Source organism: Zooshikella harenae (assembly GCF_018837975.1).
Lineage (GTDB): Bacteria > Pseudomonadota > Gammaproteobacteria > Pseudomonadales > Zooshikellaceae > Zooshikella > Zooshikella harenae.
The window spans coordinates 1-18,421 of the sequence record NZ_JAGSOY010000014.1; the positions used below are offsets into that span (position 1 = coordinate 1).

Annotated in this window: 15 protein-coding genes; 13 read left to right on the plus strand and 2 right to left on the minus strand. The window is 41.3% G+C overall.

What is annotated here, in order from left to right; genetic code table 11:
• The first annotated feature begins 269 nt into the window (after positions 1–269).
• The 9 genes from KCG35_RS08190 to KCG35_RS08230 all read left to right on the plus strand — a co-directional run bounded on the left by KCG35_RS08190 (position 270) and on the right by KCG35_RS08230 (position 11,284).
• Positions 270–551 (plus strand): hypothetical protein, encoded by a 282-nt coding sequence (locus tag KCG35_RS08190; protein ID WP_215819201.1) that lies wholly within the window; start codon positions 270–272, stop codon positions 549–551.
• Between the two features lie 200 nt (positions 552–751).
• Positions 752–1,753 carry a PilW family protein gene (locus KCG35_RS08195; protein WP_215819202.1) on the plus strand — a complete coding sequence of 334 codons (1,002 nt, stop codon included), beginning with the start codon at positions 752–754 and terminating at the stop codon, positions 1,751–1,753.
• 454 nt (positions 1,754–2,207) lie between these two features.
• Positions 2,208–3,068 (plus strand): PEP-CTERM sorting domain-containing protein, encoded by an 861-nt coding sequence (locus KCG35_RS08200; RefSeq protein ID WP_215819203.1) that lies wholly within the window; start codon positions 2,208–2,210, stop codon positions 3,066–3,068.
• A gap of 233 nt (positions 3,069–3,301) precedes the next feature.
• Positions 3,302–3,514, plus strand: coding sequence for a cold shock domain-containing protein (locus KCG35_RS08205; RefSeq protein ID WP_215819204.1), 213 nt, complete (start codon positions 3,302–3,304; stop codon positions 3,512–3,514).
• An 846-nt stretch (positions 3,515–4,360) separates the two neighbouring features.
• The gene (locus KCG35_RS08210) at positions 4,361–5,554 is read left to right on the plus strand and encodes an acyl-CoA dehydrogenase (protein ID WP_215819205.1); all 1,194 of its coding nucleotides are present in this window, start codon (positions 4,361–4,363) and stop codon (positions 5,552–5,554) included.
• Between the two features lie 72 nt (positions 5,555–5,626).
• On the plus strand, positions 5,627–7,921 hold the full coding sequence (locus KCG35_RS08215) for a thiamine pyrophosphate-dependent enzyme (RefSeq protein ID WP_215819206.1): 2,295 nt from the start codon (positions 5,627–5,629) through the stop codon (positions 7,919–7,921).
• Entirely contained in the window at positions 7,918–9,021 is a 1,104-nt protein-coding gene (locus tag KCG35_RS08220) for an ACP S-malonyltransferase (protein ID WP_215819207.1), read from the plus strand. Before KCG35_RS08215 ends, KCG35_RS08220 begins: the two co-directional genes overlap by 4 nt.
• A gap of 359 nt (positions 9,022–9,380) precedes the next feature.
• A complete protein-coding gene (locus tag KCG35_RS08225) occupies positions 9,381–10,127 on the plus strand; it encodes a M48 family metallopeptidase (RefSeq protein WP_215819208.1) in 747 nt (248 codons plus the stop codon).
• Positions 10,128–10,417: 290 nt separating this feature from the next.
• A complete protein-coding gene (locus KCG35_RS08230) occupies positions 10,418–11,284 on the plus strand; it encodes a prenyltransferase (protein ID WP_215819209.1) in 867 nt (288 codons plus the stop codon).
• Here the strand turns inward: KCG35_RS08230 and KCG35_RS08235 are convergent.
• Positions 11,226–12,125 (minus strand): DMT family transporter, encoded by a 900-nt coding sequence (locus tag KCG35_RS08235; RefSeq protein WP_215819210.1) that lies wholly within the window; start codon positions 12,123–12,125, stop codon positions 11,226–11,228. The two genes, KCG35_RS08230 and KCG35_RS08235, sit on opposite strands and share 59 nt — an antisense overlap.
• Positions 12,126–12,402: 277 nt before the next feature.
• Here KCG35_RS08235 and KCG35_RS08240 point away from each other — a divergent pair, with 277 nt between their 5' ends.
• The 3 genes from KCG35_RS08240 to htpG all read left to right on the plus strand — a co-directional run bounded on the left by KCG35_RS08240 (position 12,403) and on the right by htpG (position 16,102).
• Complete coding sequence (locus KCG35_RS08240; protein ID WP_215819211.1) at positions 12,403–13,137, plus strand: DUF599 domain-containing protein; 735 nt, start codon at positions 12,403–12,405, stop codon at positions 13,135–13,137.
• 189 nt (positions 13,138–13,326) lie between these two features.
• Positions 13,327–14,106, plus strand: a complete 780-nt coding sequence (locus tag KCG35_RS08245; protein ID WP_215819212.1) for a hypothetical protein — start codon at positions 13,327–13,329, stop codon at positions 14,104–14,106.
• An 82-nt stretch (positions 14,107–14,188) separates the two neighbouring features.
• Positions 14,189–16,102: a molecular chaperone HtpG gene (gene htpG / locus KCG35_RS08250; protein ID WP_215819213.1), complete on the plus strand. Its 1,914-nt coding sequence runs from the start codon at positions 14,189–14,191 to the stop codon at positions 16,100–16,102.
• Between the two features lie 258 nt (positions 16,103–16,360).
• Here the strand turns inward: htpG and KCG35_RS27065 are convergent, their stop codons facing one another.
• Entirely contained in the window at positions 16,361–16,510 is a 150-nt protein-coding gene (locus KCG35_RS27065; RefSeq protein WP_215819214.1) for a transposase, read from the minus strand.
• A 530-nt stretch (positions 16,511–17,040) separates the two neighbouring features.
• On the opposite strand from KCG35_RS27065, the gene KCG35_RS08260 reads away from it, so the two are divergent.
• Positions 17,041–18,360, plus strand: a complete 1,320-nt coding sequence (locus KCG35_RS08260) for a VWA domain-containing protein (RefSeq protein ID WP_215819215.1) — start codon at positions 17,041–17,043, stop codon at positions 18,358–18,360.
• Positions 18,361–18,421 lie beyond the last annotated feature (61 nt).

The window sequence follows — 18,421 nt, forward strand, 5'->3', positions numbered from 1 at the left end:
ACTAAAGCTGTTTTTTTAATTGAGTAAGAAAATATAATGCTGTTGAAGTTTTTTACACATAATGAGTCATTGGAACTGATTTTAATGGCTAATAAAACTGTCACTAATAATTACTATTGCGCGAGTGCTGATGATGCTTGGTGTGTGATGTTAAGATTATAAAGGTCATTAAACTATAAAACAGGTTGGCGCTATTTATGCCTACCCCTAGCTTACCTTTTTTGCTGTAGATATTTTTGATAGGTTTATCAATTACAAGGAGGCTAGAGATGGTACTGTTGGATGAATCATCTGTAAATGAGTTATTGTTTAAACGTTTACTTGATATTCCCGAGGAACACGAGTTTAGCTTGAAAAAGTATAAAAGTTCAGTAAATGACAAGATAAAAGAGCAGTTTGTTTTTCAAGAATTTGCACCAGATGGGCAGTTGACTGCGAGTTATAAAGTATTAAGGGTTAACCCTAATCATTATTACGATGCCCCATTGATTTACGCAAAGTTTGATGCTTATGGAATGAAAGTTGCGCAAAATTTTATTCATAATGATTAGTTTTTTATGTTTTTTTAGGCTTGCTAAGTCTCTATTTGTTGTGTATTAAATTAGTAATATTTTATTAGCCGATTTGGCGTGTTTGATCTTTAATCAACACGTCACGCCGGCTTGTTAAGTTTTTATGACTTTCTGTTCGACAGAAACACTAAGGTATACACTTTTATGACAAGAGGATACTAGAAAAGGATATTTCAACTATGTACTCAATGGGTCGTGTAAAAGGATTTACATTGATTGAGTTATTGATATCGATGCTACTTGGCTTAGTACTAATGGGGGGGATGATTAGTATTTTTAATGCCAATCAGCAATCCTACCGTGTTGTCAATGGATTATCCCGATTACAAGATAATGCTCGCCTGGCATTTGATTTAATCAGTCATGATATCCGGATGGCGGGTTATATGGGCTGCCTCTCAAAAGTCACGTTAAGCAATTTTATTAACCGATTAAAACCTTCTGATATTGATTATTTACTGGACATGGGGACGATATTTTCTGGTTATGTTTATAAAAGTAGTATGTGGTCTCCTACACTGAATACCCAAATTCAGAACCTCAAGCCCAGTACTTCTGCAGATATTTTAGTCATCCGTCGTGCTTCTGATGAGGGAGCCAAAGTAACCAAAGCAATGCCCGATACTTCAGCGGATATTAAAGTAGAGGCCAATATAACATTGGAAGATGAAGAGATTGTCTTAATCAGTGATTGTACGAAAGCTACTTTATTTCAGATCACAAATTTAACAACGATGAAAAGTGGCTCAGAATACAACATTGTGCATAATACCGGTGGCTCAATTGACCCAGGTAATGTAAAGAAAGAGTTAACAGAAGATGGAACATCTTATGGAGAAGATGCGGCCATCTATAAAATGGAGTCAACGGTTTATTATTTGGCAAACTCGGGTTTTCCGAATAATCAAGGCAGTACTGTAATGTCATTATGGCGCCAGGAAGGTTTAAGTGCAGCCGAAGAATTGGTCCGAGGCGTTGAAGAGATGACGTTTCTGTATGGCGAGGATACCAATGTTGACGGAGTGCCAAACCGTTATGTCACAGCAGATTTAGTTTCTGATATGAGCAGAGTTGTAGCTATTCGCATTCACTTACGTTTAAACACGGTTGATGAGGTGAGTAGTCAGGGAAATACCATTGCTCGAGATTTTGACTTTTTTATTAAAGTAAGAAATACTTAACGTGTGTTATTTATAGATACCTTCCGGGGTTACTACTGCTTACCGTGCTCCCTGCACCTGTTTCACAACCCTATTCAAGCATTGCGACCCCATACATTTTGCTATACCTCAATCATAATTAAATGAACACCTGTGGTCTTTCAATGTATGTCAGTGATTGACCAAGTCTCCAGCAAGGATTCACGGTGTTTTCGAGTAGGGATTAGCCAGGCTTTAGCAAAGGGACGATAATTTTTTTACACCGCTACTATAGCTAAATTGTTGTATAGCCTAATTATCTGCAATATAACGGAGTCTGGTTGTTGAGTCACTTATCAATAAGCGTTTTTTAGTTGTCTAACTAAAAGGTAACATCTTGATATTTTAATATTTTTTCGTATTGGCAACCTCCTTGCACTATTGAGGGTGGAACGGTTTGAACACTCAATAAATATGGTAAAAAGGAGAAATGAAAATGCGCTTATCAAAACTTACTCAATTATTTACGGTTTCATGTCTTGCTGCTGCTGTAAATACACAAGCAGGTATCCTTGATCTATCAATAGTTTCGGGTTCTGGTATCTTCCAAAATCCTACAGTAGGTCCTGGTGCTGCTCCTGCTGCTACTATTGTTGACGCTGATCTTGGGGCGGACCTAAGCAGTATATTAAGTTGGGGGGTGCCTATTAGTGCTGGTGGTGACCAAAGTAATTTGGAGCTATTAAGTCATAAGACAGTTTCAATAGCAGCCTTGGATACCCCTTATGAGCTGTCAGTTATCACACATAATAACAATGTGTTGAATGGTTCATTTGCTACTTTAGAGACTGCTCAAATTTTAGGTGCTTTATCTTTGAGTAGTACACTTGGGGTGGGTTTCCAGTCAGCTTCTATTGAGGGTACGGCTTTGGCGCTCGCAACAGCAGCTCAAATTGCAGACCCTGATGTTCCTGCTCTAGTACCTGTAGGAGATTATGGAAAGACATTAGTAACATTATTTGATATTGAGTTTAATGAAACACTCAATGCCGCAGGTTGTCCTTTTGGTAATCCTCAGGGTTCAATATGTGATGACTTTTTCTCATTAACGACGTTAGCAGGCTTTCCTGTAACGATAGATTTAATGATTGATGATATGGCCTATGAATTATTTATTTATAGTTCATTTGATGCGGATGGTTCAACTGTTGAGTTGGGTCCCGATTATTTCACAGCAGAAAATGATGCCACTGATCTGTACACCTTTGGTACGTTGACTAAAGTACCTGAGCCTACTTCTGTGGCTTTATTAAGTCTGGGCTTACTGATGGCTGGCCGTCGTAAGTTTATAAAATAAACAGTGTCTGGTATTTGCTTCTTTGTTGAGTTTTAAAAAAGTGTGTTAATAATTGGCCTAACTGTACTTAGTAGTAAAGGCTCTGCAAAGAAGGTTTTTTATTAGAGTTTTTAGTTTTTAGTTGGAAAAATAGTGTGTTTTTTTGATTTTGGTAATGGTTTGTGGAATACAGGTAGTGTATTTTTGATTTAAGATAAGGTTAAAAGTGGAAGGGATATATAAGGAGAAATAAAGTGAATATTCAATATGTTGGACATGTAAAATGGTATTGTCAAAATAATGGAATAGGGTGCATTGATATTGATGGTGTTAGTAAAGTTTATATTAATCATATGAGTTTTAATGAGCCAGGTTCATATCAGCTAAAGCCTGGACAGGAAGTAAAGCTACATCTTTCAGGAAAACAACATGGCACTCACTTAGCAACGCATGTCATTCCTTTATAGACTTCTTTTGATCAGGATGATCTTTATAATGTTTTTACCTAAAGTGCCTGCCAGAAATTCTCACCTCCTATATACTCTATTAGGCAAGGAAGCCTGTTAGGGTAGCTGCTTTTAAATTATTCCCCTTTAATTAATATTAGAAATAATGATTTTATTCTTATGCATTGTAAATGCGGCGTGTGAAAGTATCTAAAGCACCTTTGCCTAACGTCTGTATAACACCCTTCGAACACGCCGTGAATTCTTCCCTGGAGGCTTGGCTGCCGCTTCCTTGCGGCAAACAGTTCGATGCGCATTATCCAGCCTTTGTCTACCCATTGTGTACATCGAAATACCACAGATATTCATTTAATTGTGATTGAGGTATAGCAAGATGAGGGTTTGCAGTGCTTGAGTTGGTTTGTGAAACAGGTGCTGGGAGCACCGTGAGCAGTAGAGACCAGGGATGGTCTTCTGCTGCGGGAGGAACAAATTAATTCATGTGCTGCATTGGCACAATCTTTATTCATCACGAATTATTTTTAGGGCTTTATTTTTGACAGGCCATTTGCCCTATGATCTCACTGCTTAATAATAGGTTTTAGAACAATTACAGTATTACACTATTTATTTTAAAGAAATATTTCAATCATAATCCTGCGTCATTTTTAATAGGCAATGAAAACTAAACGCCATTCGCGAAATGTATAGACTGTTTTTAATAGCATACAGCTTGTAGTTTGTAAGGTGCTTTAGCATAATGCGGTAAAGAAAGGAAAAATGACAATAATTATTCACTAAAATGTAGGCGTGTTTTTATATCCCTCACCAAGGGTATAAAACGCTTTAAAGTGTGTGGTAAGGATTATGAATCAAGCGTCGACTGTTTCAAAACCTCAATTTATTTGGGAAGACCCTTTGTTGATCGAGCAACAGTTATCAGCTGAAGAACGACAGATCAGGGATAGTGCAAGAGATTATGCCCAGCAAGAGCTAACACCCAGAGTCAAAGAAGCATTTCGAAAAGAGTTTTTTCATCGTGAAATAATGAGTGAAATGGGCCGTTTAGGTTTATTGGGTTGTACATTACCTGAAGCCTATGGTTGCGCCAATGTTAATCACGTAGCCTATGGTCTTGTTGCCAGAGAAATAGAACGCGTGGATAGTGGTTATCGCTCAGCCCTGAGTGTCCAGTCGTCGTTAGTGATGTATCCTATTTGGGCATTTGGTTCTGATCAACAAAAACAAAAATATTTGCCCTTATTAGCGAAAGGGGAGTGGGTGGGATGTTTTGGGTTAACAGAACCAGATGCGGGATCTGATCCAGGCAGTATGTTAACTCGAGCGGTAAAAGTAACAGGAGGATATACGTTAACGGGCAACAAAATGTGGATTACTAATTCACCTATTGCTGATCTTTGTGTGGTCTGGGCCAAGCTTGAGGGGCAAGTCCGAGGCTTTTTAGTGGAAAGGGACTGCAAAGGTCTTTCCACCCCGACCATTCATGGCAAATTTTCATTGCGCGCCTCTGTCACCGGTGAAATTGTATTGGATGATGTCTTTGTCTCTGAAGAACAAATTTTACCCAATGTAGCTGGTTTAAAAGGTCCCTTTAGCTGCCTCAATAAAGCCCGCTATGGCATTTCATGGGGGGCGATAGGTGCTGCTGAATGTTGTTGGTATACCGCACGTCAATATACATTGGATAGAAAGCAGTTTTCGCAACCTTTAGCCGCTAATCAACTGGTGCAGTTAAAACTCGCCGATATGCAAACTGAAATTGCATTGGCATTGCAAGCCAGTTTACGTGTAGGGCGGTTAATGGATGAACAACAGGTGACGCCAGAAATGATATCCATGGTCAAACGTAATGCCTGTGGTAAAGCACTCACTATTGCCCGACAGGCGAGGGATATGTTAGGCGGAAACGGAATTGCCGATGAATACCCAGTGATTCGTCATATGCTCAACTTGGAAGCAGTCAATACGTATGAGGGTACCCATGATATTCATGCCCTGATCTTAGGAAAAGCGCAGACAGGGATTCCTGCATTTAGTTAATGCCACTTCTTTATTTAATGCCGCTTTTTAATGCTACTAAGGATGAATAATACACAGGCCAGGGAGGGTCGAATGAGGCAAGTGGATGAAGCCCGTGTGAATGCGTTTTGCGAATTAGTATTAAAGGAAGAACTACCCAAAAGAGAACATACCGTTGACCTTAAAACAGTTGGGTTAACACCTGAAGTGGTTAAGGATATGTTTCATAGTCAACTGTTGAGCCGGTTACTGGACTTGAAAGCCCGGCAAATGCAGCAGCAAGGGCAAGGGTTTTATACCATTGGTAGTGCTGGGCATGAGGGGAATGTGGTGTTGGGTCAGTTGCTGGGGTTGCAGGACATGTTGTTTCTGCACTATCGCAGTGGTGCACTGTTTATGCAACGGAGTAAATTATTACCCGGCAGTACGCCCCTTTATGATATGTTGCTGGCTTTTGCTGCTGCGGCAGAAGATCCCATTGCGGGTGGGCGCCATAAGGTCTTTGGTAGCTTACCACTGAATATTCCCCCACAAACCAGCACGATTGCCTCACACTTGCCCAAAGCCGTGGGTACAGCCTATAGCATTCCTTTACATAAACAGTTGAACAGCCAAGGTGTTTTGGCGAGTGATGCGATAGTGATGTGTAGTTTTGGTGATGCATCACTCAATCATTCTACGGCACAAGGTGCCTTAAATACCGCGGCATGGATTCACTATCGGCATTTGCCGTTACCACTGCTATTTGTCTGTGAGGATAATGGTTTAGGCATTTCGGTTAAAACACCTGGCGATTGGGTGGCTATGAGTTGTAAGCAACGACCAGGCATAAAATATTTTTATGCCGATAGTTTGGATATGCTTGCCGCCTATCAAGCATCAATTAAAGCTGTTAATTATGTACGACGTTATCGTCGTCCTGCATTATTGCACCTAAGAGCAATTCGTTTATATGGCCATGCAGGTTCTGATGCGCAAACCAGCTATTTAATGCCCCATGAGATTCAACGGCAAGAACAGCAGGACCCGTTACTTTACAGTGCACGAATATTGCTCGATCTTAAAATAATGTCTGCACAGGATATTATCACGGGTTGTCAGCAGTACTGGGATCAAATATCTCGGGTGGCCCGCGAAGTCGTGACGCGTCCTAAATTAACCACTCGAGGACAGGTGATGTCGACAGTCACCGCCTGTGCGCAACGGAGGACATTACCCCATTTACCCACAGAGGATGAGCGCAAGTCTTTATTTGGTAATGAATGGCGGCAATTATCTCAGCCCCAGCCACTGAATAAATTACTTAATTTTGCTTTAGCAGACTTGTTATTACAGTATCCACAACTCGTAATTTGTGGTGAGGATGTGGGAAAAAAAGGCGGTGTCTATGGCGTTACAAATCGCTTACAGCAAAAGTTTGGTCCAGCCCGGGTAATGGATGCCTTATTGGACGAACAAAGTATCCTGGGGTTGGCCATTGGTTTATCTCATAATGGTTTTTTACCGATGCCGGAAATACAGTTTCTGGCGTATTTGCACAATGCTGAAGATCAAGTAAGGGGTGAAGCGGCGACGTTAGCGTTCTTTTCTCAAGGGCAATTTACCAACCCGATGGTGATTCGTATTGCGGGGTTAGCCTATCAACGGGGTTTTGGTGGTCATTTCCATAATGATAATTCACTGGCTGTATTACGTGATATTCCAGGTTTAGTGATAGCGTGCCCTGCAAATGGGGCTGATGCCGTTGCGATGCTACGCAGTGCGGTAGCTTATGCGTGGCAGCAGCAACGGATAGTGGTTTTTATTGAACCCATTGCGCTTTATACCACAAAAGATTTACATCAAACGGGTGATAATTTATGGACTCATCCTTATCCGATGCCTGCTGCAGGTAAAACCATAGACATTGGTGAGATTGCGGTTTATGGCAACAAAGAGCCCATTGTCATTATTACTTATGGTAATGGTGTGAGATTGGCACAACAAGCTGCTCGTATACTAGAACAGCAGGATGGTTTGCCCATCAAGCTCATTGATTTACGTTGGTTAGCACCTATTTGTACAGATGGTTTAGTAAAAGAAGTTCAGGACTGTTCTCATATCCTTATCGTCGACGAGTGCCGACAAACAGGATCGGTCAGCGAGCAATTGGTGACTTTATTTGTTGAGCGGCTTCAGCCATTACCTATTGTGGAACGCATTACAGCAGCAGATAGTTTTATTCCATTAGGGCCTGCAGCCAACCTGGTACTTCCTCAATGTGACGAAATTGTTCAGCGAGTACGGCACATGTGGCATAACTATTCTGGAGTTAATCATAACTATCCTGGGGTTAATCATGACATGCCGTCCACTAGCTCAGAGCTAACAGCAGGAGGCATCGCATGAAGCAGTCGCAAACAGCTGTCAAAGCAGCGAGGCCAAAACAAACTGCCATTGTGGTGTGTCCAGGTAGGGCCAGTTATCAGCGGGCTGACTTGGGGTATTTACAGCGTTTTCATGCTCATCAGAGTGAGTTATTGCATGCGCTGGATGAATATCGGTTACAGCATCATTTAAAGACGATAAGTGCATTAGATCAGGCAGAACGTTTTCAGCGACCGTTACATAACTCTGGTGAGAATGGTGCTGCACTAATTTATGCCTGTAGCTATGCAGATTTTTTAGCTATTCAGCAAGATGAACTTGATATTGTGGCCGTGCTGGGTAACTCCATGGGTTGGTATACAGCACTGGCGGTGGCCGGTGCATTATCTCCTGTGGCAGGTTTGTCATTGGTTACCACCATGGGGCGGTTAATGGATCAGCAGGGGACAGGTCAACAACTGATTTACTCCTGGGTGGATGATAAGTGGCACTATCAGCCTGAAGTGCGAGCTAAGGTGATGGAAACGATGGATGACATTATGCAAGCTCATGAAGATGCTGAGCTGTCTATTTCTATTGAGCTTGGTGGGTACTTAATTCTTGCTGGGAACGAGCTGGGTATTCGTTTATTAGCGCAACAATTAGAACCACAGCCAGGTGGTTACCCTCAAGTGATTGCAGGACATGCCGCATTTCATACTCCTCTGATGCAGACCATATCCACTATTGCGTGCCAACGATTACAGGATTTACCGCTTAATCCACCTGCTACCCCATTGATTGATGGACGGGGACATCAATGGTTGCCTTGGACAACAAGAGCCGATGAATTAATGCAGTACACGTTGCAAACCCAAGTCACTACCCCTTATGACTTTAGTTGCAGTCTTGAAGTGGCTATCAAAGAGTATGCACCTGACCGTATTATTTTATTAGGACCAGGTAATACGCTGGGTGGACCTTCAGCACAAGTGCTTATCCAGCAACAGTGGTATGGTTGGCAGAATAAACAACAGTTTGCACAACACCAGGCACAACAGCTTAACTTAGTCTCAATGGGATTAGCAGAACAACGGACAACAGTAGTAGATATTCAACCCCATGCGATTGATCACTTATGAGAGCAAACCTAGGTGTAGTTTATATGACGAATTGGTGTGGCGATTTTGTGTGACTAGGTAAGGGATTGTAAATTCTTTAGGGGGATCAATACCGCTTTGTGATAGGCGTCTAATCATGGGTTTGACCATTGATCGTTTTACCCTGTATGTTGCGCGCCTGCATACTAATCTAACGTACTAGTAGGGTTATTTTAAACAGGGTAAGTGGCGAGTAAACTGATTTCCCTGTGACTGGTATGTTGTTTAATTTTGCTGTCAGCTGCCTTAGCTTGAAGCGTGTGATGAACATTTATTGACTAATTTTGAATCAAGGCAGTTGGTAAAACTTGTTTTTTTATCATGTGGAGAGGCAATCAGGAATGAAGAAGTTAACTGTAATGGCTGCATCTGCGGTATTTGCAATCAGTCTTTCCGGTTGTAAATTGGATGAGTTGCAATCTAACTCATTGGCATCTGATGCGTTGGGAGATGCAGTGACCGCTATGACAATCACTGAAGTTGAAGTGATTGATAGTGCTCGATTGTCTGCTACTGAGATGGATAAGAAAGTTAAAGTGGCACCTGCCAACAGCAAATACCAACAACGTCTTAGTAAACTGGTGAAAAAACATCAGAGCATTCAGGGCATAACATTCAACTATAAAGTGTATGAAAATAAAGATCTGAATGCATTTGCGATGCCTGACGGTACAGTGCGGGTGTATTCTGGGCTTATGGATAAAATGAATGATCAAGAGTTGCTCAGTGTGATTGGACACGAGATTGGTCACGTGATTCTTAAGCATTCATTCAATCAGTACAAGTCAACCTTGCTAACATCTGCTGCACGTAAAGGGTTATCAGCCTCTGGTGGTAAAATTGGTGAGTATGCACGATCTGAAGCGGGAGAGTTAGCAGAAGAATTTGTGGGTGCCCACTTTTCTCAAGAAGATGAGCTAGCAGCTGATACCTTCGGTGTGAAGTTTATGAAGCAGAATGGCTACAACGCGAATGCTATGGTCAGCGCCTTTCAGAAGCTGCAGCGCTATTCAGGTGAGGGCGGTGGTTTCTTCTCAAGCCATCCATCTACCTCTGAGCGCATAGCACAGATAAAAGCTCAGCTTTAAACACTTTACGATCCTAAGTCGTGGTCTTAATCCGTTCATGGCTTAGTCGCTAAAGCCATATTAGCCAGAGTATGTCATGCTCTGGCTAATTATTTTCAGCCTCCTTCTGCAAATTTCCCTTCGTAGTGTATTTAATAGTAATACGTACAGTGCCTATGTGACACAGTGCTTGTAACTGATTACACTGCACCTCTGTCATTTCATCGATATGTACATACCCTCAATACATATGCCTAACATGTTGTATTGAAGTTGCTATGTGCTGTGATTTAGCTAGCTTGCGGATAATCATGTTAGATCCAAAAAAATACACATTGAAACGAGCGCTCAGACCTTTTTCTTACAGTGTGGCCATTATTACCTGTGGTTTGGGGGTGTTACTCGCCTATCGAGATGGATTGGGCGATGATCTTCGTGCAGTTGCGGTGATGGTTGCTGGCATACTGTTACAGGTTGCTGTCAATTTATTAAATAATCATAGTGATCAGCCATTATGGGAGCAGGCTAGTGTTAGCGAGCATCCACAAAAAGCTCAGGTGTTAGCGACCATTCGACAACACACCTTAGGTGGTATGGTTGCTGCGGGTATTGCAGTGCTAATAGGGCTTTGGCTGACGTGGCAAGTGGGGTGGGGAATACTCCTGTTAGGTGCTGTCGGCTTAGTAGGAGGCTATGGCTATACGGGAGAACCGATTAACTATAAGGCTAAAGGACTGGGTGTACCCTGTGTGTTTTGGTTGATGGGGGTGTTAATGGTGGCTGGGGCATATTACGCTGTTGCAGGAGATTGGAGTAACAGCGTTATGCTGGAAGCTATCCCAGTGAGTGTGCTTTCTGCTTTGTTATTACTAAGTAATGAAATTCGTGATATCGATGTTGATGAACAACAAGGCATGCAGACCTTAACCGTTCGCTGGGGCTTAGGGCGAAGTCTTAGTCTGTACTACGGTTTGCTGCTGGTGTGTTATGTTGTTAGCTTGCTTATGTGGTATTGGGGCAAATTACTGACAGTGTACTGGCTTTTTGTGCCCTTGCTATTGTTACCTGGGCTCCTTGCATTGCTTAAGAAGGAGTTGAAAGATCGTTATATGTTGCCACCTAAGACGGGGCTGTTTTTTTTGGTGTTTGGGCTGGCTTATAGTCTGGCGCTTTATTAAGGCTAAGGGTGAGTAGGCCTCCGCCAATAACAAAGAATGCACCCAGAGTACTGATCAGATCAGGTGTGTGAGACCAGATAAGCCAACCGAGTACCCCAGAAAAGACTATGTTGCTGTAACTGACTGGGGCAACAATACTGGCTTTAGCATAGCGATATGCATTGGTATAAAGCCGCATAAGTGCATAAATACCTATGCCTATACCCATTAACCATGGCCAAAGCTTCAGTGGTATAGGCTGCCAGCCCATATACGTCATAGGCAGACTAAACAGCAGGGATAGAGTGAAATAGTACCAGACAATACGCTTGCTAGGTTCACTCGCAGCCAGTTCTCGAGTTGAAATCATAGACCAGGCCAAACTGATGGCTGAACCAAAGCCTACGACATGCCAGATCGATAAGCTATTTATTCCAGGCCGTAGAATTAACGTAATACCGATGAAGCCTAAAATGAGCGGCAGCCAACGCGCTTTGGGAATTCGAATGTTAAGCCAGATTAACAGTACTAGTGGAATACACAGTGGTGCGGCATTGCGTAATAGCATGGCATCCACTAAAGGGATATGGGACAACGCCATATAAAAGCACCAAAAGCTCAGCCAACCACTTACTGCTCTTACAATATGAAGAGGTAAACACTGTGTACGAAGCGCTGATCTGCGGTGCTGAATTAACCAAGGTAGCAGGATCAGGCTGCCCATTAAGTACTGTATGAAAATGATCGATGTGATAGGAACCTGTGAGGCAACATATTTGGTGGCAGCTGCAGTAATGCTGCCTACGAGCGCTGAGCCTAAGGCATAGCTTGCGCCGATGAGTGGCTGGTTAAGGTGACTCATTGAAAGCGATATATTTTTAAACTACTTGAATTGACATCTGTGCTCAATGGTAACGCATATTGGCGTTGCTGGGTTATTCAGATTGCAAAACAATTAGGTATGAAAGTACTACAGTAGCAGTATTTTATATCAACGACAAATGATAGAGCGTCCTTTAAGCGCGCAATAGTACTGCAATAACTTAATCCCTTTTATGGTAATAATACCCCGTTAGTTTGAGTCATATAGTTCAACGTTAATTAGCCTATCTGTTCAAAATAGTAAGGAATTGGATGCAATGCTTTGGGATGTCGTTGCTTTATTATGGTCACTTGTGGCTTGGGTGGGTTATAGCTTTTTTGCCAAGTATCAAGGGCAAAGACAATTGTGTCTTGCAAAGGTATTGCACCGTTATCGGCAGCAATGGGCAACGCGCATACTGTTGCGTGAAAACCGCATAAGTGATGCTAGTATCACGGCAAACCTGGAGCGTAATGTTACGTTTTTTGCGTCTACCTCTATCTTAGTCGTTGCTGGGTTAGTGACAGCCCTTACCGCAACAGAACACGCCATATTAGTACTGTCTGACCTGCCTTGGGTTTCAGCACCATCGCGCAAAGCCTGGGAACTGAAAATCATGGTTTTGTTAGTCATCTTCGTTTATGCGTTTTTCACATTTACCTGGAGTTTGCGCCAATATAATTTTGCCTCAGTGTTACTTGGCAGTGCCCCCGTTCCTTCAGAAACGGACGTGAGTGTTCAGGAGCGGAGTAATTATGCTTTACGGTTAGCTAAAGTGTTGTCCTTGGCTGCGAACCGGTTTAACTATGGCTTACGAGCCTTTTATTTTGGTTTGGCAACATTAGCCTGGTTTCTTAATCCTTGGTTTTACATGTTGGCTACAGTATTAGTGGTTATCATTTTATATCAGCGTGAGTTCCACTCAGCTGTGTTAAAAGCAATGGTGATTACTCCGTTAAAACCTAAGGTTACTGCTATTTCAGAACAACCCTCCTCATCACTACGCGGTTAGTCAGCAAAACATGCCATTTTAACAGACAGAGGGTGAGGTATAAGCCAGTGGTAAGGGCATGGTAGTGGTGAGCTACTGTTAGCCAGGAAGATATTGAGCTGCGATGATCAGAGACTAAGATGAGCTATTCATTCCCTGTTTGGGTGTGATAAAGTTGGCAACCTGTTTTTTGACGTATTGGTCACTATTTTGGTTGTAGAAGAATATATTTTGTACGCCGCTTTAGGGGTATTCGGCTTAAGCTTACCATTTCTCTATTATTTCATTTGGCGGCAGAATGGATGGTCCTTACTGAAGTGTCTGGTTGTGCCTGTGTTAGCGTTGGAGTATGTCTGGCATCACTGGGATAGGTTAAGAGTCATTATGTTAGTGCAGGGGATTAGTCTTATTACTGCCGCTGTAGCCCTTCATAATATGCAATTTACTAATCCTGCGAAATACTCATCGCTGATTGAACCATTACAGGAATGGCTGGTTGAACCCAATAATGAGCCTGGTCCTCTGTTGGCACCCGTTAAAGACTGGCAAGCAGAACGTCAACAGGCATTATTGCATTTACCAATGATGGGTACCTTAGATAATGAACCCTTTACACCAAATTATATTGAATGGCGGAAAGGCCAGCTGGTGATTGCTGAGCGCCAACAAGTCAATGATATTGTGCCTATTCGCGAGCTACGAATTACATTTCCTGATAGCACGTTAACTATGGGGCAAATGTTGGATATCCACGATTATCCCTTGGTGTTTTCTCAACTTACTCGCCCCAATAATGCAAAAAGACCTTCTCTTAAAGATCATTTAGCCAAACCTCAAAGCTTTATACTTCATGTGACGCCACGTTTTGTGTCACTGGATTTACGCTTAAATAAGCAGACACGGTTACGTGGAACCTTGCCTTGGAGCCAAAATTCAAACCAATTACCAGGTGAGCAACCATTATTAACTATGTCTCCCCTTGAAAAATAAAAAAACCACCCCATCTTGCAGTCAATTGTGAATTCCGAGGCCGCTCGGAGTAAGTTCAACGTCAGTGGAAGGTCAACAGCACATGACAGTAGAAACTAAAAAGGAAACACTTGGTTTTCAGACCGAAGTAAAACAATTACTTCACCTGATGATTCACTCTTTGTATTCCAATAAAGAAATATTTTTACGTGAGCTGGTTTCTAATGCCTCTGATGCAGTCGATAAATTACGTTTTGCTGCGTTAGATAAATCCGAATTACTCTCTAATGACCCAGATTTAAAAATTCGCATTGAGTTTGATAAAGAAGCCAAAACAATTGCTGTTGAAGATAACGGCATTGGTATGACGCGTCAGGACATGATCGATCATCTTGGCACTATCGCGAACTCAGGTACTGCTCAGTTTCTGGAGTCGTTAACAGGTGATCAAAAGAAAGACGCACACTTGATTGGTCAGTTTGGGGTCGGGTTTTACTCAGCATTTATTGTGGCGGATCGGGTTTCAGTGGTATCGCGTCATGCAGGCACTGAAGAAGCAACCTGCTGGGAGTCTGCTGGAGAAGGCGACTTTACTGTTGAACCAGCCGAAAAAGCAGGTCGTGGTACTAAAATCACCCTGCACTTAAAATCTGATTGTGAAGAGTTTGCTGATGGTTTCCGTCTACGCAATATTATTCGTAAATACTCAGATCATATTTCATTACCCATTGAAATGGTGAAAGAAGCTACACCTACAGGGGATGAAGAAGAAGAGAAAAAAGCAGACGATGTGGTTGAGTACGAAACAGTTAATACGGCAACTGCATTATGGACGCGTCCACGTAATGAAATTACAGACGACGAGTACAAAGAGTTTTATAAACACATCAGTCATGATTTTGATGAGCCTCAAACCTGGAGTCATAACAAGGTAGAAGGTAAAGCGGAATACACGAGTTTATTGTACATTCCAAAGCGTGCGCCTTTTGATCTGTGGAATCGTGATGTACAGCGTGGCTTAAAATTGTATGTTCAACGTGTCTTTATTATGGATGACGCTGAGCAGTTTTTGCCATTGTACCTGCGTTTTGTTAAAGGTACGGTAGACTCTAACGACCTGCCACTGAACGTTTCTAGAGAAATTCTTCAAAATAATCCAAAAATTGATAGCATGCGTTCGGCATTGACCAAGCGTGTACTTGATATGCTTGCCAAAATGGCTAAAAAAGAGCCAGAACAATATGCTGAATTCTGGAAAACATTTGGTCAGGTGCTAAAAGAAGGACCCGCTGAGGATTACAACAACAAAGAAAAAATTGCCAAGCTGCTCCGTTTTGCCACAACGCATACTGACAATGACGAGCAGAACCAATCCCTTGAAGACTATATCGGTCGTATGTCTGAGGGACAAGATAAGATTTACTACGTGCTGGGTGAAAACTACCAGACTGCGAAAAACAGCCCTCATCTGGAAATATTCCGCAAGAAAGGTATTGAAGCGCTGGTACTTTATGATCGTATTGATGAATGGCTTATCCAACAACTTATGGAGTTTGATGGTAAGAAATTTGTTGATGTTTCAAAAGGCGATCTGGATCTAGGCAAACTTGACTCTGAAGAAGATAAGAAAGCCATTGAAGAAGCCAGCAAAGAAAAAGCAGATTTAATTGAAAAAATTAAAGAAGTATTAAAAGATAAAGTTGAAGAAGTTAAATTAAGTCATCGTTTGACAGACTCTCCTGCTTGTCTGGTGTTGAGTGAATATGACCTGGGTATTCAAATGCGTAAGGTGATGGAAGCTGCTGGGCAAAAAATGCCTGAGTCCAAGCCTACGTTTGAAATTAATCCCACCCATCCTTTAGTTGCACGTCTTCATGATGAACAGGATGTTGATCGCTTTAATGACCTGACAGAGGTATTGTTTGATCAAGCGAAGTTAGCTGCGGGTGGACAGTTGGAAGATCCTTCAAACTATGTACATCGCTTAAATAAACTGCTGCTTGAAATGAGTCGATAAGGACAAAGCTGAGCGTTATTGTTTAACTAGGATCACTTTAGTTAAAGTGGTAAGTATAGAAATGCCTGCTGTTAACAGCAGGCATTTTTTTTTTTTTGAATAAAATTTTTGATAATCTAACGCTAATTTTTAGATATAATTTGACTAATCTCCCTTAAATAATCTAAAACACCTTATTTTTAACAGGAAATTTTGAAAGGGTAAGCCTAAAATAAAATCTTTGGATTGTAAGCTAATAATAAATAAAATGAGCGGTTATTAATGTCTGCAGAATTGCATACAACTAAGGCCATTGCCATCTACTTGTGGAGACTTGCAGTGAGGGCAGCTGACGCCATCAGGCCAACGTCTCTGACGAATAAACGGGTAGCATTGCTCATCATTTACCAGTTGTTTGATATTGATCATTCTTCGCTTATTACTGACTTAACTCAACCAAATAAGCGTGCATAATACATCTTTGGTTGTATTATATGCTACCCCCTAGGAATCCATATAGAGCTTATTTGAATAGCCCATATATAACCTTAGTCATGAGCCAAATTTATCAGTCTTGAAAGCAGCAGCTAAATCAGGCTTATCATCACAATACACAGAATAAGTAGATTACAGAGAAACGTTATTAGCTTATTTACGCCTTATAAAAATCAACCAAAGCATTCAACGCCTGAAAAGAAAAACGGCAAGGCAATTGTTGTCAAGTACAAACACCTCACGGTAAGCTAACAGGTTATTGTCGCCAATATCCAACGGAATCCCAACTCACATGCATACCCAATAGAAGACTAAGTGGCCAGAATAGACATACAACACAAAAGGGCAGGAGCACTAGATGAATGCACTGGTCGTAGTTAACACTAACAATTTTATCTAAGCCAGAAGTAGAAAAGTTATGGTAACCTATAATCCATATATAGAAATTACAGGTGACTATAGAGATGATAGAACTTCAATCAGGTGGAAATATCACGTTAAATAGCGACTATATCAATATCACGATTGAATGGGATCATCCATTAATCAACAAAGATGACATCGATACCTCTGCGTTTTTATTAAATGACCAAGGAAAAGTAAGATCAGATGCTGACTTTATTTTTTATAACCAGCCCAATTCAACAGATAATAGCGTAAAACTCTCATCAGACACTAATAAACAGTCCTATGCTGTTAACCTAACTAACATTCCCTCAGATATCCACAAAGTGGCCTTCGCTATTGTTATCCATTCTAATAGTGATTTTGGTTCCGCAAAGTGTATCCGTTTAAATATAGAAGGAATCACTCACTATCAACCTAGCACCCAGGGGATGAAAGAGAAGGCCTTAATTATGGGACAGCTCTATCGTCATCAGGGTAACTGGAAGTTTAAAGCATTAGGTCAAGGTTATAATGGGGGATTAGCACCTTTGGCGACAGGCTACGGAGTGGATATTGCTGAAAAACCAACAGATGATACTACCAGCCCTTCTCATAGCGACCAAGCTTCTCAATCAAGTACGTCAGGTGCAAGCCCATCTAAACCTATTGATTTAGAAAAGAGATTGCAAGAAAAAGCGCCTAGGCTAATTAATCTAGCCAAACCAATTAAAGTCTGCTTAGAGAAAAAACAACTTACGGATGTCAAAGCTAAAGTTGCTTTTGTGTTAGATGCTTCAGGCTCTATGACTAATCAGTTCAAGAAAGGCAACGTACAAGCTGCATTAGATAGAATTACGACACTTGCAGTTCAGTTTGACGATGATGAAGCGCTAGAGTTATGGGCTTTTGCTGATAAATTTAAAAAATATGCTGATGTGTCACTTGATAATTTAGATGATTATATAGAAGAGCTTACTAAACAAACGAAGAAAAAAGGATTTTTTTCTTCAATGATTTCAGAAATAATTGAAGGTTTAGGCTTTGGTAATAATGAACCGCCAGTGATCAGTGATATAATAAAAAACTATCAAACCTCAAATTTACCTGCTTATATTATCTTTATTACTGATGGTGGCATTTATAAAGATAAAGAAATAGAAAAACTTATCAAACAAGCCGCAGACTATCCAATATTTTGGCAGTTTGTAGGATTAGGTGGCTCGAATTATGGCATTCTAGAGAGGTTAGATGATTTAGCGGGACGCACTGTTGACAATGCTGACTTCTTTCCTATTGATGACTTCAAGAAAGTGCAAGACCAAGAACTATATGATCGATTATTAAATGAATTTCCTGGTTGGCTACGTGAAGCTAAAAGAGTTGGTATCATTAGTTGACCTAAAGGCATGAATATTGGTGCATGCCAAAAACTCTGGACATTCTGACTAAGCAGTTTGA